The sequence below is a fragment of the Enterococcus sp. DIV1682a genome, from assembly GCF_051711005.1.
In the GTDB taxonomy this organism is placed as follows: Bacteria; Bacillota; Bacilli; order Lactobacillales; family Enterococcaceae; genus Enterococcus_B; species Enterococcus_B hirae.
The window spans coordinates 2,592,312-2,618,426 of sequence record NZ_JBIOLT010000001.1 but is presented as its reverse complement, the minus strand read 5'-3'; the positions used below and the strand labels follow the sequence as shown (position 1 = coordinate 2,618,426).

At 37.9% G+C, this 26,115-nt stretch carries 25 protein-coding genes; 24 read left to right on the top strand and 1 reads right to left on the bottom strand.

The annotated features are described in order from the left end of the window. Positions 1-32: 32 nt before the first annotated feature. A complete protein-coding gene (locus IGJ23_RS11945) occupies positions 33-1,487 on the bottom strand; it encodes a helix-turn-helix domain-containing protein (RefSeq protein ID WP_010720983.1) in 1,455 nt (484 codons plus the stop codon). A 259-nt stretch (positions 1,488-1,746) separates the two neighbouring features. Between IGJ23_RS11945 and IGJ23_RS11940 the strand changes: the two genes are divergently transcribed. From IGJ23_RS11940 to IGJ23_RS11825, 24 genes are all read left to right on the top strand, one after another. Then, complete coding sequence (locus IGJ23_RS11940) at positions 1,747-2,346, top strand: NUDIX hydrolase (RefSeq protein WP_438775017.1); 600 nt, start codon at positions 1,747-1,749, stop codon at positions 2,344-2,346. Between the two features lie 96 nt (positions 2,347-2,442). Next, a complete protein-coding gene (locus IGJ23_RS11935) occupies positions 2,443-2,895 on the top strand; it encodes a MarR family winged helix-turn-helix transcriptional regulator (RefSeq protein ID WP_053766210.1) in 453 nt (150 codons plus the stop codon). Between the two features lie 13 nt (positions 2,896-2,908). Then, positions 2,909-3,433, top strand: coding sequence for a GNAT family N-acetyltransferase (locus IGJ23_RS11930; RefSeq protein ID WP_438775016.1), 525 nt, complete (start codon positions 2,909-2,911; stop codon positions 3,431-3,433). A gap of 13 nt (positions 3,434-3,446) precedes the next feature. Then, positions 3,447-4,157 (top strand): B3/B4 domain-containing protein, encoded by a 711-nt coding sequence (locus tag IGJ23_RS11925; protein ID WP_096708688.1) that lies wholly within the window; start codon positions 3,447-3,449, stop codon positions 4,155-4,157. Positions 4,158-4,445: 288 nt separating this feature from the next. Continuing rightward, positions 4,446-4,802: a VOC family protein gene (locus tag IGJ23_RS11920; protein WP_010720978.1), complete on the top strand. Its 357-nt coding sequence runs from the start codon at positions 4,446-4,448 to the stop codon at positions 4,800-4,802. 102 nt (positions 4,803-4,904) lie between these two features. Beyond that, positions 4,905-5,165 carry a hypothetical protein gene (locus IGJ23_RS11915; RefSeq protein WP_010720977.1) on the top strand — a complete coding sequence of 87 codons (261 nt, stop codon included), beginning with the start codon at positions 4,905-4,907 and terminating at the stop codon, positions 5,163-5,165. A 229-nt stretch (positions 5,166-5,394) separates the two neighbouring features. Then, positions 5,395-6,708 carry an NCS2 family permease gene (locus IGJ23_RS11910; protein WP_010737017.1) on the top strand — a complete coding sequence of 438 codons (1,314 nt, stop codon included), beginning with the start codon at positions 5,395-5,397 and terminating at the stop codon, positions 6,706-6,708. Between the two features lie 266 nt (positions 6,709-6,974). Then, complete coding sequence (locus IGJ23_RS11905) at positions 6,975-8,600, top strand: glycoside hydrolase family 13 protein (RefSeq protein WP_438775015.1); 1,626 nt, start codon at positions 6,975-6,977, stop codon at positions 8,598-8,600. A 66-nt stretch (positions 8,601-8,666) separates the two neighbouring features. Then, positions 8,667-9,128 (top strand): LytTR family DNA-binding domain-containing protein, encoded by a 462-nt coding sequence (locus IGJ23_RS11900; protein WP_010737019.1) that lies wholly within the window; start codon positions 8,667-8,669, stop codon positions 9,126-9,128. Between the two features lie 98 nt (positions 9,129-9,226). Continuing rightward, positions 9,227-9,643, top strand: coding sequence for a DUF3021 family protein (locus tag IGJ23_RS11895; RefSeq protein WP_438775014.1), 417 nt, complete (start codon positions 9,227-9,229; stop codon positions 9,641-9,643). A gap of 3 nt (positions 9,644-9,646) precedes the next feature. After that, positions 9,647-10,084 carry a DUF1453 domain-containing protein gene (locus IGJ23_RS11890; RefSeq protein ID WP_207427342.1) on the top strand — a complete coding sequence of 146 codons (438 nt, stop codon included), beginning with the start codon at positions 9,647-9,649 and terminating at the stop codon, positions 10,082-10,084. Between the two features lie 296 nt (positions 10,085-10,380). After that, positions 10,381-10,815 carry a MarR family winged helix-turn-helix transcriptional regulator gene (locus IGJ23_RS11885; RefSeq protein WP_438775013.1) on the top strand — a complete coding sequence of 145 codons (435 nt, stop codon included), beginning with the start codon at positions 10,381-10,383 and terminating at the stop codon, positions 10,813-10,815. 79 nt (positions 10,816-10,894) lie between these two features. After that, on the top strand, positions 10,895-12,001 hold the full coding sequence (locus tag IGJ23_RS11880; RefSeq protein ID WP_438775012.1) for an NADH-dependent flavin oxidoreductase: 1,107 nt from the start codon (positions 10,895-10,897) through the stop codon (positions 11,999-12,001). Positions 12,002-12,036: 35 nt separating this feature from the next. Further along, entirely contained in the window at positions 12,037-12,714 is a 678-nt protein-coding gene (locus IGJ23_RS11875) for a type 1 glutamine amidotransferase domain-containing protein (RefSeq protein ID WP_207427338.1), read from the top strand. Positions 12,715-13,058: 344 nt separating this feature from the next. Then, the gene (locus IGJ23_RS11870; RefSeq protein ID WP_438775011.1) at positions 13,059-13,880 is read left to right on the top strand and encodes a hypothetical protein; all 822 of its coding nucleotides are present in this window, start codon (positions 13,059-13,061) and stop codon (positions 13,878-13,880) included. Between the two features lie 168 nt (positions 13,881-14,048). Beyond that, positions 14,049-14,858: a hypothetical protein gene (locus IGJ23_RS11865; protein WP_438775010.1), complete on the top strand. Its 810-nt coding sequence runs from the start codon at positions 14,049-14,051 to the stop codon at positions 14,856-14,858. A 322-nt stretch (positions 14,859-15,180) separates the two neighbouring features. Then, positions 15,181-15,774: a hypothetical protein gene (locus IGJ23_RS11860; RefSeq protein WP_053766215.1), complete on the top strand. Its 594-nt coding sequence runs from the start codon at positions 15,181-15,183 to the stop codon at positions 15,772-15,774. A gap of 223 nt (positions 15,775-15,997) precedes the next feature. Beyond that, a complete protein-coding gene (locus IGJ23_RS11855; RefSeq protein WP_438775009.1) occupies positions 15,998-17,293 on the top strand; it encodes an FAD-dependent oxidoreductase in 1,296 nt (431 codons plus the stop codon). Then, positions 17,283-18,743 carry a helix-turn-helix domain-containing protein gene (locus tag IGJ23_RS11850; protein WP_178306354.1) on the top strand — a complete coding sequence of 487 codons (1,461 nt, stop codon included), beginning with the start codon at positions 17,283-17,285 and terminating at the stop codon, positions 18,741-18,743. Before IGJ23_RS11855 ends, IGJ23_RS11850 begins: the two co-directional genes overlap by 11 nt. Before the next feature lie 112 nt (positions 18,744-18,855). Further along, a complete protein-coding gene (gene glpK / locus IGJ23_RS11845) occupies positions 18,856-20,352 on the top strand; it encodes a glycerol kinase GlpK (protein WP_010720962.1) in 1,497 nt (498 codons plus the stop codon). A gap of 14 nt (positions 20,353-20,366) precedes the next feature. Then, on the top strand, positions 20,367-22,190 hold the full coding sequence (gene glpO / locus IGJ23_RS11840) for a type 1 glycerol-3-phosphate oxidase (RefSeq protein WP_010737029.1): 1,824 nt from the start codon (positions 20,367-20,369) through the stop codon (positions 22,188-22,190). After that, on the top strand, positions 22,191-22,907 hold the full coding sequence (locus IGJ23_RS11835; RefSeq protein WP_010720960.1) for an MIP/aquaporin family protein: 717 nt from the start codon (positions 22,191-22,193) through the stop codon (positions 22,905-22,907). Positions 22,908-23,416: 509 nt separating this feature from the next. Continuing rightward, entirely contained in the window at positions 23,417-25,315 is a 1,899-nt protein-coding gene (locus IGJ23_RS11830; protein ID WP_438775008.1) for an endonuclease MutS2, read from the top strand. 203 nt (positions 25,316-25,518) lie between these two features. Then, complete coding sequence (locus IGJ23_RS11825; RefSeq protein WP_010720958.1) at positions 25,519-26,067, top strand: CDP-alcohol phosphatidyltransferase family protein; 549 nt, start codon at positions 25,519-25,521, stop codon at positions 26,065-26,067. Positions 26,068-26,115 lie beyond the last annotated feature (48 nt).

Here is a 26,115-nt window from a genome sequence, read left to right as displayed (position 1 = left end):
TTAAGACAGAGCATAAAAAAACTAAGTGTGAGTTACAAATACGATCGCAACGATAAGTCACTTAAACGATCCAATTCATTTTTTGTCGGGATCGTTGAAAGATAAATGACAGGCATTGGCGGTGTATCGATCGGAATATTTGAAACCAATAAATCATTTTTCTTGATAGTGATATCTGACAATTGACTCAATTCAATTGGCTCCAAGATCACTCGCTTTCCTAAATAAGCATTTAATTCTTGTTGCAAAAAAGCTTTCCATGAAGGTTCCCCTTGAAAAATAAAATAAATCGTTGCTTGATACGGTTGTACGGCTAAAAGTGTCTGTTGGATCAATAAAGAAAGTAAATAAAAGAAATAAGTCTCATTGGTGACCTTTTTGACCATGCTCGTTGATTCTTTGACTTGTTGCAACAAAGCGAATTTATGAGGATATAACTCTGGGTATTCTTGTTCATATTCTTTTAAATAATAGTGATATTGTTTGGTTGTTTGTTCGATCAATAACGGTGATTCATAGTATTTCAGGAGTAGTAAAATCAAATTTTCCGGTAAGTTTGTTTGTTCTAACTCTTTGATAGCTAGGCTTTCTGATAGACGATTTACAAATTCACGAATGTTTGTTTCTGCAGGGTGACGGTGTAAAATATCCAAGATCATAGGCGGGTAAGAGTTGTTATAGTTCCAGCTGTCAAGAAAACAGGAAAAAGCAAACGCTGCTTCTTTATCTTTAAGATAGACCCCTTCAGTTCGGTACAGTTTTTCTAATTCAGGAGCATAGAGTAAAAATAATTGATCCTGGGTAGAAAACAATGAAGTCGGGATCCGACAACCAGCTTTGATCCGAATCGTGTTGATAAAAAACCAACAAATCCCGAATACCTCTTCAGTGTCAACAGCTAACTCAGCTTGTCGTAAACGTTTGAGAAATCGGAAGTAGTGTGATTCATGGATCGAGTAATCCTCGAAAAAATAGTTGTTATGGGTAAACGGCATAAGTAACCGATGATAAAATAGCCGAATGGTTTCTTCTTCACCTGAAAACGACAAACGGTGGCGGTTTTGTTCAATCTGTAATTCGTAGACGACTAATTGTTGATTCAATTTTTTGACATGACGATTCAATGTTTCATAAGACAAGCCGTTACGTGCTAAAAAGGTGGGGGTAGCGACTTCTTTAATCGTTAATAATTCTTTCAATAATTGAACACTGATCGACTGTGTCAGAAAAATTTCCCACAGTTCATTTGTCAGGAGATTCTGTTCGTTTTTTAGTTGAATCCCTGATTGGTCACTATTGATTAGCCAGCCTTTAGGTAATTGGGTTTTGATTGTTTGAAGATCAGAAAAAATCGTACGCTCTGTGGTATTAACAGCTTCGGCTAACTCGTTCACAGTTATTTGCGAGTGATTCAGTAATAGTTCCACTAAAGAGACTTGGCGTTTGATATCTTTTTCAGTAATGATTTTTTTCATTAAAGAATACATCGGATCAACCTTTCTTTGTTAAGTATGACAAGTGAGGAAGACACTCGTTTCGCCGTATCTTCATAATGAAACCTGATTATTTTAGATAGCGCTTACCATTAGTATAATGAAAAAAGGCACAATATCAAATAAAGGATGAGTTTTTTGGATTTTTTTACTTCAATCAGCCTTCGTTTATTTAAAAAAGTAGAAGTTAGCTAAAAAATTTGACTTATACTAAAATAAGTAAAAAGATAGTCATGTGAGAGGAGTGAGTAGAATGAAAAACAGACTAAACGATTATCGCCGCTTACTAGCGATTGCTCAAGCTGGATTGCTTTATGGGAAAGACGTGTTTGACAAAGAACGATATGAAGAGCTGCAAGAAATCTCGTTGAAGCTGCTGAGTGAAGTGGGATTGGAAACAAAGGAAGAATGGACAAGCCTAATAGAAGCTCATGAAGGATATCCAACACCAAAAGTTGACGTACGTGCATGGATCAAACAAGACGAGAAGATTCTATTGATCGAAGATACAAAAACACAAGAATGGTCATTACCAGGAGGATTTGCAGAAGTTGGTTTGTCTCCTAAAGAAAATATACGTAAAGAAGTCAAAGAAGAAACTGGATTAGAGGTAGAAGTAGGTCAATTATTAGCGATATTTGATACGAATCTGCGCACAGACATCCCTCAAGCCTTTCAGTACTATAAAATTGTTTTTTCTTGCGCTATCTTGTCAGGTACGTTTGTGGCAAACCATGAAACTTCTAATATGAAATTCTTCCACTTAAATGATTTACCAAAACTCTCGCTGAAACGTACGACCAAAGAGCAACTATTGATTTTAGAAAAAGCTACCTTGCCTTATTGCGATTGATCAGGGAAGGTAGTTTTTTTATTTTTAGTGATTTTTTGTTGCAAATGCAATAAAAAAGAGTAAAATCATACTAAAGCTAGGTAAGGGAGGGCTAAAATGGACGAAATCATTCGAGAGATTGGAGCAATTGCCCGTGCCTTGGACTCGATTAGTAACATTGAGTTTCAAGAAGTTGATTTGACAAGAGGACAATACCTGTATTTAGTACGAATCTGTGAACATCCTGGCATTATTCAAGAAAAGTTAGCTGAGATGATCAACGTTGACCGAACAACGACGGCACGTGCGGTGAAAAAATTGATAGCAAAAGACCTGATAAAAAGCATGCCAGATAAAAACAATAAAAAGATAAAAAAACTTTACCCAACGGATCGTGGAAAAAAAGTCTATCCGTTTATCCTTCGAGAGCATCATTATTCCAATCAAGTAGCTGTCAAAGGGTTATCCCAGCAAGAAGTTTTGCAATTACACACACTTTTGCAAAAAGTTCGGAAAAATGTGAGTGAAGATTGGCATTATATAAAAAAAGGAAACAAAAGAATTTATTGAAAGGACTGGAGCGGTGAAAACAATCGAAATCGTAGGGATCAATGAAACGGAAGTAGAAAAATTACAGGCAATTAGTATCGAGACCTATCAAGCTACCTTTGGTGAATACAACAGTGAAAAATTGATGACGGCCTATTTGGATGAAGCTTATGCGCTCGATAAATTGAGGCGAGAACTACAAGAGGAACAGTCAGAATTTTATTGGGCAGTACTAGATGACCGGATTGCTGGCTATCTAAAATTAAATATAGGGCAAGCACAAACAGAAGCAATGGGAGAAGGATTTTTAGAGATCGAACGTATTTATGTCCGATCGCCATTTAAATCTAAAGGGATTGGATCTAGATTGATCGAATTTGCTGTGCAAAAAGCGCAAGAAAAACAAAAAGAGGCGATTTGGCTAGGGGTATGGGAACATAACTATCCTGCCTTAGCTTTTTATAAAAAACATGGATTCCAACATCATAGCCAACATATTTTTTATATGGGAGATGATGCTCAGACAGATTATCTATATGTCAAAAATTTACAGAAATAAAAGGAGCAGAAACATGGAAAAAATCATCGCAGAACAAAATTTTTGGGAAGTCTTTCCAGAAGCAACAATTGAAGTTTTGGTAGTCGAAGGTATCGATAATCATGTAGATAAAGCCAAAGAAGAACAATTCCATCAACTATTGAATGATGCAGCGAAAGAAGCAAGAGGATATTTGACAGAAGAAACATTCAGTCAAAATGAAGTCATTGCCCAATGGCGTCAAGCTTTTTCACGTTTTAAAACCAAAAAAGGAGCACGTTCATCGATTGAAGCGTTATTAAAAAGAGCTAGCCAAGAACGTGAATTTTTCCCTATCAACCCATTAGTCGATATCTATAACAGTATTTCTCTAACATTTGGTGTGCCATGTGGAGGAGAAGATCAAGAAAAAATCAAAGGGGATCTTCATCTAGGAAAAGCTCATGGTGGTGAAAGTTTCTTACCTCTAGGAGCAGAAGCTGATGCACCAGCTTTACCAGAAGAAATCATTTATTACGATAACGAAGGAGCAATCTGTCGCAGTTTCAACTGGCGAGAAGCGCAACGGACAATGTTGACGGAAGACACGACTAAAGCCATTTTGATTATTGAATCAGTCACAAAAGAGCAAGCATCACGTGGCGCAAAAGCAATGACAGAATTGAAAAAACGCGTGGAACAAACATTTGGCGTAGAAGGGAAAACATTTACACTAACAAAGGAACATCCAGAAATGAACATTTGAAGTAGGAGCGAAACGTAGGAAGGAAAAGTAGCTCAACCAATAAGATCACATAGAAAAACGAGGGATTTTTCTATGTGATCTTGTTTTCTCTAACGAGTGTAGTTTTGAATGGTTTCGTTTCGCTGTTGTGCCATCAAATCTTATCAAAACAAGACAAACTGACAAAGAATCGTCACAGTCTGTCAAATCTTGTCGGATTTTTCGATCTCTAAACCGAAGATTCTTTGATTATCCGCTTTCATGATATACTTAATGTAAAGGATCAACACCATCAAAGGAGGATCAGAGATGATCGGTAAAACCAGAGTCATGCTTTATGCAGAAAATGTTGAAGTGCTTAGTCAATTTTTTGTCGAAACTCTAGGCGCAACAGTTAGTGAAACGATTGAGTTACCAGAAGAATTTCAAAGTACGATCGTGCAACTTTCACCAGAATTTGAATTAGGGATTTTTCCAAAAGTTTTTGTCCAACGATTTTCGCCAGAAGTGTTAGGTACGACTCCTTCGATCATTTTCTTTACGGATCAATTTGAGGAGATCTATCAAAAAATAGAGAATGCTGGTGAAATCATGGAGAACAATGGCGTAGAGACGTTCAACTTTTCTGATCCAGAAGGAAACTATTTTGTGATCGGTAAGTTGTAATGTTTGAAATCAGAAGAGGTCCTGGTGTTTGAAAAGGAGATGCACAGGACAAGGAATTTAAATAAATGAATAACAAATTTTTGAAGGAAAGGAGAGACTGTCATGAATCTAATCGCAAAAATGGAAGAATATTCACAGAGACGACGAGAAGAAAAAAGTGAAAAAATCCGTATGAAAAACTTGAAGACAGGGAAAAAGCCAACAAAAGGTTGGGGGAAAATGGTAGATACAGGATATGGCGGCTTGAATTCGTTGACTCATTCTAGTGAAATTAGTAAATATTTTTCGGCAGAAAGTGACATCAAGGGATTCATTGCTGAAGAACAAAAACGCATCGGAAAAGAGCAGCTAAAAAATAGCTAAAGCAAACCGATTTGGTACGCTATTTTGTTTGAAATGCTCCTTTTCTATTAAAAAAACTGTTAAATCAGTACATAACGATCAAAAAAACTTAAAGTTCGGATTTTGCTTAAAATCCGACTTTTTTGTTTACTTATGTTCTGATTTAGTATATGATTAAACACGTTGTTTTTAAATAATTCAAAATTTTGAGGGACTTTTTTATAAATGTTCGGTTTTAGGGGGATGAAAGATGAAGGAAAAACTACTTTCCTACTTCGAGATTGAAAAATTAGGTACCACCGTCAGAAGAGAAATACTTGCAGGCTTTACAACATTTATTTCAATGGCGTATATCTTATTTGTCAATCCAACAGTTTTAGGCGCATCAGGAATGGACGAAGGTGCGGTGTTTACGGCTACAGCATTAGCAAGTGCGATCGGCTGTATTTTAATGGGGGTCTTAGCACGTTACCCGATTGGTACTGCGCCAGCATTAGGGATTAATGCCTTTTTTGCTTATTCCGTTTGTTTGGGAATGGGGATTCCTTGGGAAACAGCTTTAGCAGGCGTGTTTGTTGCTTCTTTGATTTTTATTTTGATCACGATTTTCAAATTACGTGAAATGATCATTGATGCGATCCCAGCTGATTTGAAATATGCGATCTCAGGTGGGATTGGTTTATTTATTGCTTTCCTTGGCTTGAATGAAGGGGGAGTCATCGTTTCAAATGAATCTACATTAGTGGGGTTAGGTTCACTAAGCGTAGGTTCAACATGGTTGACGATTTTTGGCTTAGTTGTGACAGCGATCTTATTGATAAGACGTGTTCCAGGAGGTATTTTTATCGGGATGGTAGCTAGCACGATTCTTGGATTAGTGACTGGACTTATTCCTATGCCTTCTCAATTAGTTTCGGCTGCACCAAGTTTAAAGCCAACATTCTTAGTTGCATTGAAACATATCGGAGACATCAACTCACTACAAATGTGGGTAGTCGTATTAACCTTTTTATTAGTTACATTCTTTGATACAGCAGGCACGTTAGTCGGTTTAGCTAATCAAGCTGGTTTTATGAAAGATAACAAAATGCCTCGTGTTGGGAAAGCGTTGGCTTCTGATTCAACAGCTATGCTTGCAGGTTCTTTATTAGGAACTTCACCAGTTGGGGCTTTCGTTGAATCTTCTGCCGGAATCGCTGTTGGTGGCCGTTCTGGGATCACTGCAGTAACGACCGGGATCTTATTCCTATTCGGTTTATTCTTTTCACCGTTGCTATCAGTAGTGACTTCACAAGTAACAGCACCAGCACTGATCATTGTCGGTGTATTGATGGCACAATCGTTGCGTCAAATCGAATGGGGCAAGTTAGAGATCGCCATTCCAGCTTTCTTGATCTTGATCGGTATGCCGTTAACTTACAGTATTTCTGATGGGATCGCATTAGGATTTATCTTCTATCCAATTACTATGATCGCAGCAAAACGCGGAAAAGAAGTATCACCGATCATGTATCTGTTATTCTTTGTCTTTATTGGCTTCATGTGGATACTGAACATTAGTTAACTTGATTTAGTTGATTAATTTTTATGATGTGTGACAAGTAAAAAAACCTTGGCAAATGGAGATCTCGCTATTGTTAGCGAGAAAACAAATGCCAGGGTTCTTTTTTGGAAAAAATTGTTATCGGTAACAACTGAAAGTAAAAGACGATAGCATCAAGGTTTAGGCGTGGTGAAAGAAATAAGGAGAATAATGGCTATTTACTCTCGTTTTTGAAAGCGTTACAATTTTTGCGAGGCATCAATAATCTTTAACCAATGGAGGAAAGTATGGAGAAAAAATGGTGGCATCAATCAGTTGTCTATCAAGTATATCCTCGTAGTTTTCAAGATACGAATGGGGATGGAGTCGGGGATTTACAAGGAGTGATCGCTCGATTAGATTATCTGCATTATTTAGGGATCGATACGATATGGTTATCTCCCGTATATGAATCTCCTAACGACGATAATGGTTACGATATCAGTGATTATCAAGCAATCATGGCCGAATTTGGCACGATGGCTGATATGGAGGAACTGATTGCAGAAGCAAAGAAACGTGAAATAAAAATCATTATGGATCTCGTCGTCAACCACACATCAGATGAACATGCTTGGTTTATCGAAGCTCGTCAAAGTAAGAAAAATCCGTATCGGGATTATTACATTTGGCGTGACCCAATCAATGGAAAAGAACCGAATCAATTACGGTCGATCTTCAGTGGCTCTGCTTGGCAGTTTGATGAAACAACTAGTCAGTATTATTTACATCTTTATAGTAAAAAACAGCCAGATTTAAACTGGGAAAATCCCCACTTACGTCAAGAGATCTATCAGATGATGAACTTTTGGATCGATAAGGGAATCGGTGGTTTCCGAATGGACGTGATCGATACGATTGGGAAGTTACCCGATCAAGAAATAACAAGTAATGGTCCCAAACTTCATGACTATTTACAAGAGATGAATCAAGCTACTTTTGGAAACAAAGATCTGATGACAGTGGGCGAAACTTGGGGAGCAACCACGGACATTGCGAAGCTTTATTCTGATCCCAAGAGAAATGAACTATCGATGATCTTTCAATTTGAGCATGTCGGTTTGGATCAACAGGCAGGAAAAGACAAATGGGATTTAAAACCATTAAGTATTCCTGAGTTGAAACAGGTATTATCAAAATGGCAAACTTCTTTAGGGAATGAAGGGTGGAACAGTCTATTTTGGAATAACCATGATTTGCCAAGGATCATCTCACGTTGGGGGAATGATCAAGATTATCGAGAAGAAAGTGGCAAAATGTTTGCGATTTTGCTGCATATGATGAAAGGGACACCTTATATTTATCAAGGAGAAGAAATCGGGATGACAAACTACCCGATCAAGGATATTTCTGAAGCGCAAGATATTGAAACGATCAACATGTATCACGAACGGTTAACTTTAGGATTTACTCCGGAAGAAATCTTGTGTTCGATCAATGCAAAAGGGCGTGACAATGCGCGTACACCGATGCAATGGGATAATAGTGAATATGCTGGATTTACCACAGGAACTCCTTGGCTACACGTCAATCCAAACTACCAAACGATCAACGTGAAAACAGCCTTAGCAAAGAAAAATTCTATTTTTTATACGTATAAGCAATTGATCGAGTTACGGAAAAACAATGAACTCATCGTCTGGGGAGATTACCAGTTGGTAACAGATACGCCCGATGACGTATTTGCCTATTATCGGACGTTGAATAATGAACAATGGTTAGTCGTTTGCAATATGTCTGAAAAAAAACAGCCATACACATTGACTGATCAAGCGATGACACTGGTCATTTCAAACTATCCACAAAAACAGATACCAACTGGCAAACTGAATTTACGTCCTTATGAAGCTTTTGTTTTGAAGATGAGCAAATAAATGACTTGTCCGAACACCTCAAAAAAGAGTATGATAAAAGAAATTTAGACAAGTGTGAGGACCATGATGAAAGTATTGTTTGATTTGATTCCAAAAAAACAAGAGGAGATGGTACTTTTTCAAGTTCATGAAAAGGTACCATTTTTAACTTCGATTGCTGACATTTTAGAGAAATACAAAGTGGAAACTATTTTAGTGAGAGACTATAAAAAAGAAAGAGATGTCTATTTAGATTTATTCTCGATTTTTTATATCGAATATCTTGATCGCAAATGTTTTTTTTATACGGAAAATGAAGTGTATGAGCGAAGATTGACACTAGCTCAGTTAATGAAAGAACTCCCAGAACCATTTATCCAAATATCGAAAACGACTATTTTAAATATCTATATGGTTAAAGAAATCAATTCGTCGCTTTTAAATGGAAATCTCTATGTCACATTACAAAATACAGAAGAGTTACTCGTTAGCCGTTATTTTTCCAAAGCATTAAAAGAAAAAATTGATCAGACTTTTCGCAACAAGTGACAAGAAAAATGCAAGAAATGACAATCAAACTAGCTTCAAGAAGGAAACCTTGTAGAATAAATGTACCTGATAGCTGGTAAGATGAAAAGGAGAGCCTGATGAAATTGATACAACGTATGATGAGAAGTATTGGTATTGGAAGCTTTGCTTTCTTGCTGTTCAAATTAGTTTCACAAACCCATGAGATCACGAGAAATGAGATTCTTTTTGTCTTCTTTCTCTCGGCTTTTATTGGCGTAGTATCGCTGATCGAGCGAATTGAGAAGCTTAATTATCTTCAGATTATACTGCTACATTTTATTAGTACGTATCCCTTTAGTTATTTCTTGTTGGTGCTGTTAAATGGAAGAGTTTCTGTTCATCTTGAGAGGTACACGCTAACCTTTGTGAGTATCTATTTCTTTGTGTGGCTTTGTTTGATCATCAGGAACTTTTTACGAGCCCGATTGTTAAATAAACGAATCCAAATAATCAATACACGGCATTCAGGAATTTCAGGAAAGAAAGAAGAATAAAACGTGGAACATCTACAAAATTATCTCATTGTGTTAGTATTGATTCTCTTTTTTTTACAGAGATTACTTAAAGAAAGAGCAATCAAAGACACGATGAAAAGTGAAATCATCATTGTATTAGTTGGACTTTATTTAATCATAAGCAACTGGCAAGAAATCATTAAGACTAACCATACACTTATTCTTATTGTTTTGTCTGTTTTGCTGGGGTTCATCTTTGGCGTGTTACGTGCCCAAACTGTAAAAATCTATCAAAGACAAAGTGACCAGCAATGGGTAAAAAAGGGAACTTGGCTGACCGTCCTTGTATTTATCATAGGGATCATTATCAATCGTGTCAGCGTATTACCTTTTGGTGAAAGCGTACCTGCAGTTGCTGAAACTTTGCATATCGGTGTCTCATTATTAGGTGCCAAAGTAGTTTATCTGAAAAAAGTATAAACCAATCAGCGCATAAACAATACCAATCAGTCGCAGTTTTTTTCTTATTTGGCGGTACCTAGTGACAATTTTTTGCCGTATCTGTTCTCTACTTATCTTATTTCAAATTTTTGGTGCAGCCCATTATTTGAAGGTGCTTGAATCTTGTTTCTGCGTTTTTATATCCCCTAAAACAGATTATATTATTCTTTCTAGGAATTTTACATGCTCTTGTTTTCCCTTGTTACTACAGCCTTTTTTGACAAATAACAAAAATCATACTATGATATGTTACGCGGATATTAGGGGGAGAAAACATGGAGAAACCGATTGAACAAGCGTTAAATGATTGTCTGTTTTTTAGTGTGAAAAAATTAGATCGCCTGTTGAATAAAATGGCAGATGAAGCATTTAAGAAAACGGGTTTGACACCGACATATGGGTTTATTTTATTAATTTTAAAAGAAAAAGATGGATTACCACAAAAGGATATCGCCCAATTACTTTGTTCTGCACCTTCAACGATTGCTCGTTTTGTCGAAAAATTGGAATACAAAGGCTATATCAAAACAGTCAGTGATGGACGCTTGTCATTAGTTTATCTGACGGATCAAGGACGGGAATTTGTAAAAGAAATCGATAGTAGTTGGGAAGAACTACATTATGCATATCAAGAGATTCTAGGATCTGTAGAAAGTGAATGTTTATCTAAAGCAATCAATTCAGCCACGGAAAAACTACAAAAAAAATAAATTTTTTTAATCTCGTTAGTTGTATGCGCAACTAATTATGTGTTTTAATAAACGAAGAGAACTGAATGGAGGAATCACCATGGCAAATTTTAACGAAACAATCACTTTTCCTTCTGGTGTGACATTACCTAACCGTTTGATGATGGCACCTATGACCACCCAGTTAAGTTTTTATAATGGTGTGATTACGGAAGATGAGATCACGTATTACCAAGAACGTTCGAAGGGACTAGGCGCTGTTATTACAGGGGCTGCGAATGTGCAAGATATAGGAAAAGGCTGGCCCGGTGAACTTAGCATAGCGCATGATGAAATGATACCTAGGCTCAGTGACTTGGCAAAGGCAATCAAAGAAAATGGGGCAAAAGCGATCGTACAAATCTTCCATGGCGGACGTATGACGAGTCGAGCAACGTTATCAGGCGAACAAACTGTTTCGGCTAGCGCAATCCCTGCAGAACGACCTAATGCGGAAACACCACGTGCCTTGTCAGAAGACGAAATCTTAGAAACAATCAAGGCTTTTGGTGAAGCAACTAGAAGAGCGATCGAAGCTGGATTTGATGGTGTAGAATTACACGGTGCTAATACGTATTTGATCCAACAATTCTTTTCGCCACATTCTAATCGTCGTGAAGATCAATGGGGCGGAAGCTTAGAAAATCGCTATCGCTTTATTGATGAAGTAGTGAAAAGTGTGTTTCAAGCTGTCGAAACATACGCAACAAAGCCTTTTATCGTAGGTTATCGCTTTTCACCAGAAGAATTTGAAACGCCTGGTATCCGTTTTGAAGATACCATATGGCTAATGGAAAAATTACGTGAAACAAAATTGGATTACCTTCATGTTTCATTAAGTACGTATGATCGTGTTGCTCGTTCTGAGCAATACAATGAGCAATCGATGCTTCACTATCTCCATGAAACATTGCAAGGAAAAATACCATTAGCGGGTGTAGGAAATGTTCGTAATCGCCAAGATGTTGAAGCGGTTTTATCTGATGCAGAGCTTGTCGCAGTTGGACAGCAACTATTAGTTGATCCCGAATGGGCGGTCAAATTAATGGAAAATCGCGATACAGAACTTGTGACCAAACCATTTGCAAAAGCATATCAAGAACTCTATTTACCTAATCCATTGTATAATTTTTTACAGATCCGTTATCAATCAAATACTAATAGATAAGTGAAGATCTATTAGTAAAGAAAGAAGAGAGAACAATGAAAGTATTGATCGTCTTAACAAATGTGGAAAGATATAAAGGAACCGACCGTCCAACAGGGCTGTGGCTGAGTGAACTGACTCATTTTTATGATGCTTTAGTCAAAAATAATATCTCAGCTGATTTTGTCAGTCCTAAAGGTGGGTATGTTCCTTTGGAGCCGAAGAGTCTGGAAGCGATGGATGAAATCGATTGGACGTATTATCAGGACGAAGATTTCCGTAACCGAGCGTTAGGAAGCACCTTGAGTCCAGCTGAAGTCGACCCAAACGAGTATCGTGCGATTTATTATACCGGTGGACACGGAACCATGTGGGACTTTCCTGAAGCAACGGATCTAGGAAAAATTGCTTCATCGATCTATCAGAATGACGGAATCGTTTCAGCTGTTTGTCATGGTGTAGTCGGATTACTTCCTGTAGTTGACGTTTCTGGTCAACCGATTTTAGCGGGAAAAACGGTCACTGGTTTTAGTAACGAAGAAGAAACAGCGAATGGAACAACGGACAAAGTACCTTTTCTAACAGAAGATGCCTTGAAAGAAAAAGGAGCAAACTATCAAGCAGGACCAGCTTTTACAGCGGTCGTACATGCAGATGGACAGTTGTTGACCGGACAGAATCCTCAATCTGCGCATCAATTAGGAATCAAAGTCGTTGAATCTTTGAAGAAGTAAGTTGTTAAGGGAAAAAGTTAAGCAAAAAACGAAAATAAACAGTTCCGACGTAGGCCCTCTTATTACAGCATTATAGTAAGACTGCCAATAAACAATCCAATTTAACAATAGAAGAAAACTTTATAAAGTAGAGGGTGGAATCTGAAACGTCCTCCAAAATTTAGATTTTTTAGTCTAACTGTTTGGAGTCGCTTCAGATTTTGCCCTCTATTTCTATAAAAAATAAAAAGAATGTACAACGTAAGTCTAAAAATTGATTTTTTTATGGAGTATGAGAGGTAAAAAAACATGGTAAAATAAAAGCGGATACATAGAAAGTAACTAAGAAAGAAAGGGATGATGAAATGGAATTGCTAGAAAAAGAAACGTTCTATTATAAATATAACGATCATTTAATTGAACCCGTCCATTGTGTTTTTTTTAAAGAAGACAATAACCAAGGGATTACGAGTCATCAAGAAGCAGTACTGGCCTTTCTCACGTATTTTAATCGAGCATGGTGTATCTGGACACCAAAATTTGTGCCTGGATTAACTCAAAAATTTGCCGAAGTGCCAAAAGTTGAGGTCACACTAACCCCAGAAGTCGAAGCAAGAATAGAAGCTGAGGTAGATGCCCAAATAAAAGGAGATATACAAGGAGAGATCAAATATCTTCAAGCCGTCGGACGAAAAGTAGATCTCAAAAAGCTACAAATTGATTATGAAGAACGCAAACAAGAGCGTTACCAAATGATAAAAGAGCTTAGAAAAGAGCATGAAGCATTATTGATCAGATTTCCAAAACTCTACGAGCGAACTGAAGAAGTAACGCTTACTTATATGGAAGAAACCTCGTTTGATACTTATGACGGTTTTCCCATACGGGTCAATCCCAAAATGATGAAAGCTGATAAAATCAGTTCCACCACTTTTTTTGCCAAGGGTGGGGAATACCAAATCGCTTTTTGTAGTTATCTCCAGACCCATCGAACAATCGAAGATTTCCAACGAGTCAATCAACTTCTGTTCCCTGATCGAAGTGAGCTAGTCATTTATCAATGGAATACGGATTTTACCAATTTGTATAACGAACCCAGAAGAGATGATGGAGCGTATCTATGGTCGATCTATGACAAAAAAAGGAAACGATTTACAGTGATTGATATTGCCCTAATTATTCCATAGGTGGTAAAAAGTGTTTAAGAAAGGAGAGTTAAGGGAAAAACTTCCTAGCTATTGGGTGTTCAATTCTTTCTCTTTTTATGAAAAAGTAGGTTTATGGTAGTTGTCTTACTTCAGTCGGCTTCATGATAAAATAAAGTGAGGCGTAGCTAAGTAGAGGAGAGTGGAAAAATGGAATTGCTAGAAAAAGAAACGTTCTATTATGAATGTAATGAATATCTAATTGAGCCGGTCAATTGTGCTTTTTTTACTGAGGAAAAGTATCGAGGATATGAAAGTCATCGTGAAGCAGTACTGGCATTTCTTACATATGCTAATCGGGCATGGTGTATCTGGACACCAAAATTTGTGCCTGGATTAACTCAAAAATTTGCCGAAGTGCCAAAAGTTGAGGTCACACTAACTCCAGAAGTCGAGGCAAAAATAGAAGCTGGTGTAGATGCCCAAATAAAAGGAGAGATCAAATATCTTCAAGCCGTCGGACAAAAAGTAGACCTTAAAAAGCTACAAATGGAGTATGAAGAACGCAAACAAGAGCGTTACCAAATGGTAAAAGAGCTTAGAAAAGAGCGTGAAGCCTTATTGATTATGTTTCCTCAACTGTATGAACGAACTGAAGAAGTAACGCTTACTTATATGGAAGAAACCTCGTTTGATACTTATGACGGCTTTCCCATACGGGTCAATCCCGAAATGATGAAAGCTGATGAAATCAGTTCCACAACTTTTTTTGCCAAGGGTGGGGAATACCAAATCGCTTTTTGTAGTTATCTCCAGACCCATCGAACAATCGAAGATTTCAAACGAGTCAATCAACTCCTGTTTCCTGATCGAAGTGAGTTAGTCATTTATCAATGGCATACTGATTTTACTAACTTTTATAATGAAGGTAGAAGAGATGATGGAGCGTATCTATGGTCGATCTATGATAAGAAACAAAAACGATTTACGGTCATTGATATTGAACTGTTTATCCCGTAGATGATACAAAATGATTAAAAAAGGAGAGTCAAGGGTAGAACTTCCTTGGCTCTCTTTTCTTTAAGGGAAAATCAACGAAATCAGGTGTTTGTTTGTGGTTCGATTCTTCCATACGACACTATTATTCATAGATCAAAGTATTTGTTTCTTCTTTATATCTTTTTAGATCCGGAAAAGAAGTGACAATGTAATACTTATGATTTTTTCGAAGTTCGTTTTTCCTTTTTTTGTGAAAAAGTAGTTTTAAATAATTTTATAATTAAAAAGGTTTTATGATGGAATTAAAGGAAAATAGTATGGGGAAGTATAGGAGAGTGATGAAATGGAATTATTAGAAGAAGAAACATGGAATTTCAGAAAAAAAGGTTTTGCCATGAATTATGCTTTTTTTTATGAAGAGAATTATCAAAAGATAATAAGTCATCAAGAAGCTGCATTAGCTTTTCTTAATTACAAAAATAGACTGTGGGCGCTTAGAATTTGGGCGATTAAAACAAAAGATGGAAAGTTTACTAGTAGGGAATATGAAAAGAAGTATCAGGAAACAAGAGAGGAAAAGATTATTTACACTAATTTGCGTTCATTTGATGAAATCAAAGGTTATCCTATCCAAGTAAATCCAGAGTTAATGAATAGCAAAAAAATATCTGTCGAAGAATTTTTTGAAGAAAAAGGAACATATGAACATGCGTTTATGGATAATCCTCAAAATTTATATGGGAAAAAGGAAGATTTTATTGAAATAAACCAGCAACTTTTTCCAGAAAAAAAAAGGTTGGAAATCTATCTTTGGAATAATGAATTTACCCAATATTATAATGGGGGGCGAGAAGGACTTGGAGCATATTTATGGACAATCTATGATGTGGAGTACAAAAAGTTTATTGTAATTGATGCTTCGTTAATAATAGATTAATGAGACTGAGACGATAGTTCTTTCTCAAAAAGAAGATAAGTTCGATTTTGATTTTTATTGTCAAAATCGAACTTATTTTTTTATTCTGCAAAAGTTGCCTACTTGATCTAACACCACGGCTGTTCTTATGATCGAAGATTTGCTTCGTTTTTGAGTACATTTTTTGAAACATTAACGGTTACATGATACTCTTCAAATAGGCTATTGGAAAAGAGGGAAATGGATGAGGATCGTGATCATTGGTGGTTCTTTTGCGGGGATCTATGCAGCAATTTCTTTGCGAAAAAGTTGTCCTGACAGTGAAATCATACTTTTGGAAAAACAGGACAAGATTGGGTTTATACCGAGTGGACTCAATTTACTGTTAAAAAAGCAACTCACAAGTAAAGAACAACTTTATTGGTTGACTAAGGAAGAATTGCAAGCGCTATACGCAATTGATGTTCAAGTACGCACGGAAGTCGTTTCACTTGAAATAGCCACGAAGACAGTGTTTATCCAAAATGGGCGTCAGCTTACTTTTGATACGTTAGTGATTGCAACGGGTTCGAGTCAGCAATTCAAAAATGGAAACAAAAGTACGCAGATCCGTTCTGTTAAAGATATCCACTTAAAAGAATCTTTGGAACAAAGTCTTGCGAAGGCACAAAAGATTGCTGTGATTGGTGCGGGACAAGTAGGACTTGAATTAGCAGAAGGGTTATATCATCAGCAAAAAGAAATCCATCTCTATGAAAGCCGACCAACATTGTTGTTCCGTTATTTCGACCCCGAAATGGTTGAGCCGTTAACACATGAGTTATTGCAACGGCATATCCAATTGTTTTTGAATGAACAAGTGCAAACGCTCGAAGAAAACGAGCAAGTGGTCGTAGTGACGGATCAAAAAACAGAAAGTTATGATTTAGTTCTGCTAGCGAATCATACGCGTCCAGACCATCATCTCTGGCAAGATCAGTTGAAGCTAAATGAAGATGGTACGATTTGGGTCGATGAGTATTTGCAGACGTCAGCGAAGGATATTTATGCGATCGGTGATGCGATCCAAGTGACGTTCCAACCGACCCAAGAAAAAATGTATGTCTCTTTGGTCAACAATGCACTACGTACGGCACAAGTGGTGAGTCAAACGATTAGTGGCAAACGCACGAAGGATCCTGGAACCTACCGAGCAATTGGAAATCATTGGTTTGGTTATTTTCTGGGAAGTGTCGGGCTAACGGAAGAAGAAAGTATTTTTTATCCGCAGACTGTCCGTAAAACATATTTGCTTGCCCGCTTAGCTGCGACCAATAGTGAAACGGCGAAAATCAAAGTGATATGCAATGAAAAGGGACAATTACTTGGTGCGCAGTTGCGAAGTCGAGAGGAGATATTCGATTTATTGGATCGATTCACTCTCGCTATCGAGGAAGGCTGGACGTTAGAGAAATTATTCGAACGGGAGTTATTCTTCCAGCCAGAATATCGGTTGCCGCTTCAATTGATAAAGGTGGTTGATACGCTCGATGAAGATTGAACAATTATTAGAGAAAAAAGAGCAGTTGCAAGTGCTGATTCTTAGGGAAATGGTGTTGCATGGTGGAACTGTAGGAACGAATCAATTAAGGGAACAAGTCAATCTTTCTAAAACATCATTTGATCAATATATAGCAGAAATCCCAATGATCGGTATGATGATGGGGAAGAAAGTAGCAATCAAAAGAAATGAATTTCAAGTCACATTAGAGTTGGCTGAAGATGTCAGCTTAGAAAAAATCATTCTATTCTTAGTTCAACAAAGCTTGAAATTCAATCTGCTTGTTTATTTATTAGAACATCACCAAGCATCGATCGTTCGTCTAGCGACAGCTTTTAATATCAGCGAATCTTCTGTCTTTCGTAAGATCAAAGAATTGAATCAGTTACTGCAAGAATTTTCTCTACAAATCAAAAATGGCCAACTCTATGGCGAGGAATTGCAAGTTCGTTATTTCTACTATGTATTATTCCAATTTATCTCTGAATCACAACGTCCCCTTTTCTTACAACAGACGCCTGATAAAGCGCCACTTATTTTAGGATTGGAGCGAGCCTTAGAAACGACATTCTCTCAAGAGTCAGCTAGTAAAATCGCCTGCTGGCTAGGGATCACTCGTAAACGGCTATTGAGTGAAAAAACGACGTTTGCTACATTGAAAGAGAAGAAAATACTTTACCAAAAGGATCGTTTGTATCAAGCACTTGATCCGGTCATTTCACTTTATTTAAGTCGGACAGCTGCTGAGATCAGTGGCTATGAGCCTTTAATGTTTTACAGTTTTTTTGTCTCGTTTGCTGTGTTATCAGAAGAACATTTTTATCAATATGATTTAACCCGAAGCAAAAAATTACCAACAGCTGTATTAGATACGTACATTAGAGAAACGATGTTGTGGCACTATCGTCCACGAAAGTTGAAGATCAAGGAAGAAAAAGCAGTCGGTTATCAATTAGCTCAAATCGATAATGAGTTTTATTTTTTTCGAGGAGTCATGATGATCTATGAGCCAGAACATCTCTTGCAACAACAGAAAAAGATGTTAGGCCGCTCCCTTAGTCAATTACTCGAACGATTGAAAGAAACAACGCTGACACAACTACCTGCTAAACAAGGTGAAGAAGCTGCTTTAAGTTATCTCATGATTCAGTATGCCAATATTCTTATGATGATCGATTTTTATATTGCGAAATCGGTCACTATCGGAATCGATATTGAAACATTACCGATTTATCGAGTGGCATTTCAACAATTTTTGTTAAGAGAGTTAAAAGGAATCAGTGGGATTGAGATTGAAAATCGACGACCAGGAAAAAAGTATGATTTAGTGATCACATTTAATCAAGAAGATCCTCATCAAAATTATTATTATTTATCAGAGTTTGCTTCAAGCTATGATATCGCAAGGTTAAAGCAAAAAATCGAAGAAGAAAAAAAAGCAAAAAATTAAAAACTGTCAAAAAAACAGAAAATAAATGTTTTTTTGGCAGTTTCTAAAAAATGAATCGGTGTAAGATAAAGATAAATTTAGAAAGCGTTTGCAGATAATGGAGGAGATCAGAATGACAGAATCAACATACATCATGGCGATTGACCAAGGAACGACAAGTTCACGAGCAATTATTTATGACAAAAAAGGTAGACATATCGGTAGTTCACAAAAAGAATTCACGCAATATTTTCCTAAAGAGAGCTGGGTGGAACATGATGCGAATGAAATCTGGAACTCCGTACAGTCGGTCATTGCAGGGGCATTCATTGAATCTGGGATCAAACCGAATCAAATTGCAGGCATCGGGATCACTAACCAACGTGAAACGACGGTGATCTGGGAAAAAGATACTGGACGTCCGATTTATCATGCTGTGGTCTGGCAATCTCGTCAATCCGCATCAATTGCTGATAATTTAAAAAAGGAAGGCTACCAAGACTTTTTCCATAAAAAAACAGGTTTAGTGATTGATGCCTATTTTTCTGCTACAAAAATACGTTGGATTCTTGACCATGTAGAGGGAGCGCAAGAACGTGCTGAAAAAGGCGAATTGCTTTTTGGTACGATCGATTCATGGCTGGTATGGAAATTAACAGACGGTCAAGCACATGTGACGGATTATTCCAATGCAAGTCGGACGATGTTGTTTAATATTCACGATCTTGATTGGGATCAGGAAATCCTTGATCTCTTGAACATTCCTCGAGCAATGCTGCCAAAACCGACTTCTAATTCGGAAATTTATGGTTATACACAAGGGTATCATTTCTATGGAAGTGAAGTGCCGATTTCTGGAATGGCTGGTGACCAGCAAGCTGCTTTGTTTGGACAAATGGCTTTTGAACCTGGAATGGTCAAAAATACGTATGGTACAGGATCATTTATCGTCATGAATACTGGGGAAGAACCACAACTATCCAAGAACAATCTATTAACGACGATTGGTTATGGAATCAATGGCAAGGTTTATTATGCACTGGAAGGGAGCATTTTCGTAGCAGGTTCTTCCATCCAATGGTTGCGAGATGGGTTGCAAATGTTACAAAAAGCAAGTGATTCCGAAGAGGCAGCAAAACGTTCCACAAGTGAGGATGAAGTCTATGTCGTGCCAGCATTTGTTGGGTTAGGGGCACCTTATTGGGATCAAGCTGCGAGAGGTTCGATGTTTGGGTTGACACGTGGGACGACCAAAGAAGACATTATCAAAGCAACCTTACAATCGATTGCATACCAAGTAAGAGATATCATTGATACGATGCAAGAAGACACAGGGATCAAAATACCAGTCTTGAAGGTCGATGGTGGCGCAGCGAATAATGAATATTTGATGCAATTTCAGACAGATATTTTAAATATTCCGATCCAACGAGCAGAAAATCTGGAAACTACGGCATTAGGTGCGGCATTTCTAGCTGGTTTAGCGGTTGGTTTTTGGAAAGATACAGATGAAATCAGAGAATTTTATGAAGCGGGCAAGATGTTTGAAGTAGAGATGCCTGAAGAGCGTAGAGAAAAATTATATGGCGGTTGGAAAAAAGCGGTAGTAGCAACACAAGCATTTGAGTAAAGGGAGGGAATGTCATGTTTTCAAGAGGAACAAGACAAGAAAGTATTGAAAAAATGCAACACGAAAAGTTGGATCTGCTGATTATTGGTGGCGGTATCACAGGGGCTGGTGTGGCGCTTCAAGCCGCAGCATCAGGAATCAAAACGGGGCTAATCGAAATGCAAGACTTTGCAGAAGGTACTTCTTCACGCTCCACAAAATTAGTACACGGAGGGATTCGTTATCTTAAAACTTTTGACGTCGAAGTTGTAGCAGATACTGTAGGCGAACGAGCGGTGGTCCAAGGCATTGCACCGCACATTCCAAAACCTGATCCAATGTTACTACCGATCTATGAAGATGAGGGTGCAACGACATTTAATATGTTTTCAGTCAAAGTGGCAATGGATCTCTACGATAAATTGGCAAATGTGACTGGAACAAAATATGAAAACTATACGTTGACGCCAGAAGAAGTGTTAGAACGAGAACCGTTTTTGAAAAAAGAAGGGTTAAAGGGCGCTGGTGTTTATCTAGATTTTCGGAACAATGATTCACGTTTAGTGATCGATAACATCAAAAAAGCAGCAGAAGATGGTGCTTATCTAGTAAGTAAAATGAAAGCGATTGGCTTTTTATATGAAGGAGATCAAATCGTGGGTGTCAAAGCACGTGATCTGCTGACGGATCAAGTCGTGGAAATCCACGCAAAAATAGTGATCAACACAAGTGGTCCATGGGTCGATAAAATCCGTAACTTGAATTTCAAACGTGCGGTATCACCTAAGATGCGACCAACCAAAGGTGTTCATCTAGTCGTAGATGCTAAAAAACTGCCTGTTCCACAACCAACATATTTTGACACGGGCAAACAAGACGGCCGAATGGTTTTTGCCATTCCACGAGAAAATAAAACGTATTTTGGAACGACAGATACGGACTATCAAGGGGACTATACAGATCCAAAAGTAACGCAAGAAGATGTGGACTATTTATTAGATGTCATCAATCATCGTTACCCAGATGCAAACATCACCCTCGCAGATATCGAATCAAGTTGGGCAGGGTTACGCCCATTATTGATCGGTAATTCTGGTTCTGACTATAACGGTGGCGACAACGGCTCTATTTCAGATAAAAGCTTTAGTAAAGTCGTTGATACGGTTACTGAATATAAAGAAAACAAGGCTTCTCGATTAGAAGTAGAGGACGTATTGAATCATTTAGAAAACAGCCGTGATGAAAAAGCCCCTTCTTCGATTTCTCGAGGCAGCTCGTTAGAACGTGAATCGGATGGTTTGGTGACACTATCAGGTGGGAAGATCACAGACTACCGTAAGATGGCAGAGGGCGCACTAAAATTAATCCGCCAGTTGTTGAAAGATGACTACCGGATGTCAGTAAAAGAAATCGATTCGAAACATTATCCCGTTTCCGGTGGAGATTTTGATCCAACGAAACTGGAAGAAACTGTGGAAGAATTGACAAAAATCGGAGTTGAATCTGGTTTAGCAGAAGCTGATGCAAAATACATTGCAGATTTTTATGGAACCAATGCGAAAAAGATTTTTGCTTTGGCAAAAGAAATGACACCGTATGAAGGACTAAGTTTAGCTGAATCTGCTCGTTTACGTTATGGGTTAGAAGAAGAAATGGTATTAGCACCAGGCGACTACTTGATTCGTCGCACGAATCACTTGTTGTTTGAACGTGATCAACTTGATGCAATCAAACAACCGATCATTGATGCCATTGCGTCTTACTTCGCTTGGTCAGCAGAAGAGAAGAAGCGTCAAGAAGCTCATTTAGAAGAATTGATCGCAGAGTCGGATCTACGTGAATTGAAGGGGGAAAAATAGATGAGTGCAGAAATGACGCAGATCATGGGAGAATTTATTGGTACGATGATTTTAGTTTTACTTGGTGATGGGGTATGTGCTGCGGTTAACTTGAACAAGAGTAAAGCCCAAGCTTCTGGTTGGATCGTAATTGCTTTTGGTTGGGGACTAGCCGTTACAATGGCTGTCTATATTTCCGGATTTATGGGACCTGCTCATTTGAATCCAGCCGTATCTTTAGCGATGGCGATGACCGGTGCAATTGGCTGGAACCTAGTGATTCCGTTTATTATTGCGCAAATGTTAGGTGCGATCGTCGGAGCTGTTTTAGTATGGTTGACGTATTTACCACATTGGAGTGTGACGAAAGACCAAGGCGCAATTTTAGGTACATTTGCGACAGGTCCTGCCATTCGAAATTATCCAGCGAACTTTATCACCGAGTTGATCGGTACCTTCGTTTTAGTACTAGGATTATTAGCGTTTGGACAAAACTCATTTGCCGATGGTACGAATGTCTTTGCTGTCGGAGGTTTGATCTTAGCAATCGGTCTTTCCCTAGGTGGACCAACTGGCTATGCGATCAACCCAGCTCGTGACCTAGGTCCACGTCTGACCCATGCGATTCTACCAATTGCAAACAAAGGAAACTCAGACTGGGGCTATTCATGGATACCAGTAGTAGCGCCAATGGTCGGAGCTGTCGTGGCTGTGGGCATGTACATGTTGATGGTATAAAAAGGCGGTAAAGTGTGTTATTCCTTAATAAATAATATAGAAAACGGTAAAATAGGTCTTCTATTTTACCGTTTTTTAGCACTTGACAAAGAGCAGCGTTTTAAAAATGGGTTATTGAAGATCGCAAAATCAACGGGCGCTTTGCTGACAACCAGAAAATTTTTTTAGATTTGTTCATGGGTCTTGATTGAACTAACCAGAATGAAAAAAGGGCTTTCGTTATTGATTGACAGTGACAGCTAAACTTGCTATAGTGAATTTGAAAATAAATAAAACCTAGATGAATGAGGTATTTTGATGAGTGTAGCAGGTATCTAACGTAGTAAGTTGAATAGCCAATAGAGCCGTAAGCTTATTTGGCATGCTTATAGATGATACCTGTCATTTCATAACCAACAATTCTATTAATGAGGGATGGGGCGCGTCTTATTTGAGATGTTCCTCATCTTTTTATTTTTCCTAGGTCTTATTTATTTTAGGACAGGTATCTCTTCAAAAAAGGAGAGAATATGAAACAAACAATCGATAAATTACAATTTAATCAAATCAAAGAAGAAGTGAAAAAACGAGCTATTGGACAATATAGCAAAAAGCGTATCGAAGAAATGACCCCGCAAACTAATCTACAGACAGTCAAAAATCGCCAAGAAGAAACAAAAGAAGCGCGACAAATCTTAGAAAGTCAGCAACACGTTCCCTTTATGGGATTGACACGGATTGATGCGTTGACTTCCCAAGTGAAAAAAGGCTTTTTACTGACACCAACTGAATTGATCGAGTATGCAGACTTTTTAAGAAGTAGTCGAATGATCCGTCGTTTTTTTGAAAAAAATCAATATCAAACACCCTTGTTGCATGTGTATAGTAAGAATATGCCTGATTTGTCGATGGTCGAAGAGTTGATCTATCAACAAATCAAGAACCAAAAAGTGAGTGATGAAGCCTCACGAAATTTACGGAAAGTACGAAAACAATTACAATTAACAGAAAAAGAAATCCAGGATCGTCTTTTAAAGTTTCTAAGACATCCGCATAACAAAGAAATGATCCAAGAAGCAATGATTGTTCAAAAAGGCGATCACTATACGATCCCAATCAAAGCTAGTTATAAAAACAAAGTGCCAGGCACGATTATTGAACAGTCAAATAAAGGAACGACCGTCTTTATCGAACCAACGGCTGTGGAAAAAGCGAGTATGAATTATCAATTGTTAAAAGCAGAAGAAATAGCAGAAGAATATCAAGTTTTAGCTTATTTGACTGGTGCTTTAGCAGAACAAGAACAAGCAATCGATTTGATTATCGAAACGATTACTAGATTAGATATCATTTTCGCCAGAGGGAAGTATAGTCGAGAAATCCATGGTGTGACACCACGGATCAATCAATCAGAATACATCAAGATCAAACAAGGAAGGCATCCACTGATCCAAGGGAAGGCTGTTCCGTTAGACTTTGAACTTGGTAATGACTATCGAGGATTAGTGATCACTGGAGCGAATGCAGGTGGTAAGACTGTCGTATTAAAGACAGTGGGGTTATTGACGTTGATGGCGATGTTTGGTTTACAGGTTCCGGCAGCCGAAGGAACAGAGCTAGCTGTTTTCGATGAGATTTTTGTGGATATTGGCGATCAGCAAACGATCGAGAATGCGTTAAGTACGTTTTCTGGTCATATGCAAAATATTGCCGAGATGTTACGCAAGGTGAGTAGAAATACCCTTGTATTACTTGATGAGATCGGCAGTGGCACAGAACCTAATGAAGGGGCGGCGCTAGCAGTTGCTATCATGGAAGCCATGTATGAACAAGGGGCACTGATCGTTGCAACTACTCATTATGGCGAAATCAAAAAATTTGCGAATGATCATGAAGATTTTATTCCAGCCGCAATGGCATTTGATAAAGAAGCATTGAAACCTAAATACCTTCTTCAAGTGGGGGAAACAGGAGAAAGCCAAGCGCTATGGATCGCTCAAAAAATGAACATGTCGCAAACCTTAATCGAACAAGTCCAATATTATATCCAGCATAAAGCTTATCGGACAACCAAAAAAGTGTTTCAGACAACGAAAGTAAACGTGCCTAGGACGAAGACACAAGTGCAGCAATTTTCGAAAGGGGATCGGGTATATTCTGCGGTCCACCAACAAGAAGCCTTAGTTTATGAAGATACAGCAGAAGAAACGGTTACGATTTTCTTGGATAAAGAGTTAATCAACGTCCCACGAAAACGTCTCACGTTAAAGATGTCAGCAGAAAAGTTATATCCAGTCGGTTATGAATTAGACCATTTGTTTACAGACTTTCAAACTAGAAAATGGCAAAGAGATCTAGCACGAGGATCGAAAAAAGCGCATAAAAAATTAGCCAAAGAAGCTAAAGAACGACGAGAAAAAAGAGACTAGGGGTTAAATGAAGACATTGTTTTAAAGAGGAATAGCCAATAGCTCTCGTCTTTTTTCGACAGTCGTTCCAGTAGTTTTTATGATCCAAGTATGTGAATAGCTAAATTGGAGTGTTACTCATAACTTTAGACAACGGGAAAAAATTGGCACTTGTACCGATTTAGGTTAAAATGGAACAAAGTTTATTTAGGGAGATGTCATGGATGAAACTGACTTCGAATTGGCGAAAAGAAATAGGAACGATCCCTAATCTTTTATCAATTTTTCGTGTGGTTCTTTTGCCGTTTTATTTTTACTTTGTTTTAGAGCAATCGTTTATGCTTGCCGGTATCTTGATTGCTCTATCAGGAATCACTGACTTTTTAGATGGATTTATTGCTCGTAAGTTCAACCAAATCACGGAATTGGGGAAATTATTAGATCCAGTGGCAGACAAGTTGACGCAACTGGTCTTGATCCTTTCCATGGCTTGGTATCGACCGATGATTTGGTGGATATTCGGTTTATTTCTGATCAAAGAAGGGTTCATGTTTTTTGCTGGTATCATTGGATTGAGAAAAAATGTGAAATTAGATGGGGCAAAATGGTATGGGAAATTAGCAACTGCGGTCATTTACGCAGGCATGGTGCTTTTACTGTTGTTTCCCGATCTTTCGGCGGTCTGGGTCAATTGGATCTTTGGATTGATCACTTATAGCTTGCTTCAATCCTTCATTTTGTATATCCGTGAATATCATAAACTATTGAATTAAGAGAGTAATGTCTCAAATACAAATAAAAGAACTCAAACCAAGGAAGTG